Source organism: Streptomyces sp. 13-12-16, from assembly GCF_002114215.1.
Lineage (GTDB): Bacteria > Actinomycetota > Actinomycetes > Streptomycetales > Streptomycetaceae > Streptomyces.
Window position 1 is genome coordinate 1 of record NZ_NCTE01001377.1, and the last position, 1,432, is coordinate 1,432.

General features: G+C 75.8%; 2 protein-coding genes and 1 pseudogene. All 3 read right to left on the bottom strand.

The genetic code is table 11. The features are described 5' to 3' along the window. Positions 1-414 (bottom strand): annotated as a pseudogene (locus B7767_RS41125) (hypothetical protein); the annotation flags it as partial. Between the two features lie 137 nt (positions 415-551). Continuing rightward, positions 552-848, bottom strand: coding sequence for a hypothetical protein (locus B7767_RS41130; protein WP_085576318.1), 297 nt, complete (start codon positions 846-848; stop codon positions 552-554). Positions 849-987: 139 nt separating this feature from the next. After that, positions 988-1,432: class I SAM-dependent methyltransferase (locus tag B7767_RS41135; RefSeq protein WP_143652961.1), on the bottom strand; the 445-nt coding region annotated here is incomplete at its 5' end.

Consider the following 1,432-nt stretch of genomic DNA (forward strand, 5'->3'; position numbering starts at 1 on the left):
CCCGGCGTCCGGCGGGGTCAGCGGGGGCCCGTCCGCGGCGTCCGGGCCGGGATCGTGCGGCGCGGGCACGTTCGGCGCGGCGACGGCCACCGCGAGGGGCCAGCCGGGCAGTGCGGCGACGACCGTGCGCTCGTCCGGCGACAGATCGTGTTCCATCCCGCAGTCCCAGGACGCGATCGCGACGGCGACCAGCGAGACGTCGTCGACGACGACGGTCCACCGGGCGCCCTCGCCGTCCTGGCCGAGCACCAGGCCGTACCCGTCGGCGAGGGGCGGAAGGCCGAGCGCCGCGCACGCCTCCGGGTAGTCGTCGCCCAGCACGCTCGGGAACTTCGCCGGCGTCAGCAGCGCCGCCGTGAGCACATAGAGCGCGTCGTCCGCGGCGGCGACGGCTTCCTCGTCCGTCCCGGCCATCCCAGCCTCCCCATCGGTTCGTCCACCGGCGCGCACCCTATGCCGACCCCGAGCCGCTTGTCACGACCCCGCAGCCGTACCCGGAGCTGCAGGTTTCCGGCCGGACGGGGCGAATCGGCCACGCGCCGGCGGACGGTTCAGGCGGCCGGAAGGCCCAGCAGCGCCCGCGCGACCGTCCCCGGAGACTCGTCCCGCTCCCGCGCGAGCGCGATCACCGCCCGGCACGCCAGCTCGTTCACCCCGAACGACAGCGCCTCCGGCGACACCCAGCCGGCCGCCTCGTCGATCCGGTCCTGATCGTCCTCCGCGCAGGCCGAGACGTACGCCGCGGCGGCCTCGAACAGATTGTGCGGACGCTCCTCCCTCCCGGCCCGCCCCTCCGCGCGCCACCCGCCGATCACTCTGCTCCCGATCCCCCGAACCCTTCCCCACATGCGGTCCACCTTCCCCGGCACGGTTGCCCTCGCCGACCGTTCATCTCCTGCTGCTCAACGTAAGGTTGCGGCTCCGACAGCAGAAGAGGGCAGCCCGGTGCGGGACCCGGACCGGGCACCCGGCGCGCGGTCCGGGTGCTCAGTCCGCGCGAACGGCCAGCGCCAGGAAGCGTGTGTCCTCGTCGGCGTACGACGTCATGCGCCACCCCGAACGGGACAGCAGCGCACGGAGATTCGGCTCCGCGCGGAGGTCGTCCGGGGTGAGCGCGCGACCCTGCCGGGCGGCGAGCGCCGCCCGGCCGACCGGATGGAACAGCGCGAGCACGCCACCCGGCCGTACCACCCGCGCGATCTCCCGGAGATTGCCGGCCGGATCGGGCAGGTGGGCGATCAGACCCGCAGCGAACACGGCGTCCAGCGCGGACGGGCGCAGCGGCAGCGCGGCGACGTCGGTCAGCAGCAGCGCCCCGTCACGGTCCCGTCCGGCCCGTGCCGCCTCCCGCAGCATGGCCGGCGTCAGATCCGCGCCGAGGACCGTGCCCGAGGGGCCCACGGCCGCACGCAGCGGCGGCAGGGCGCGCCCG

Bases quoted from the DNA above. Each gene is read 5' to 3' on its own strand.
- B7767_RS41130 (WP_085576318.1), bottom strand. From the start codon at position 848: ATGTGGGGAAGGGTTCGGGGGATCGGGAGCAGAGTGATCGGCGGGTGG.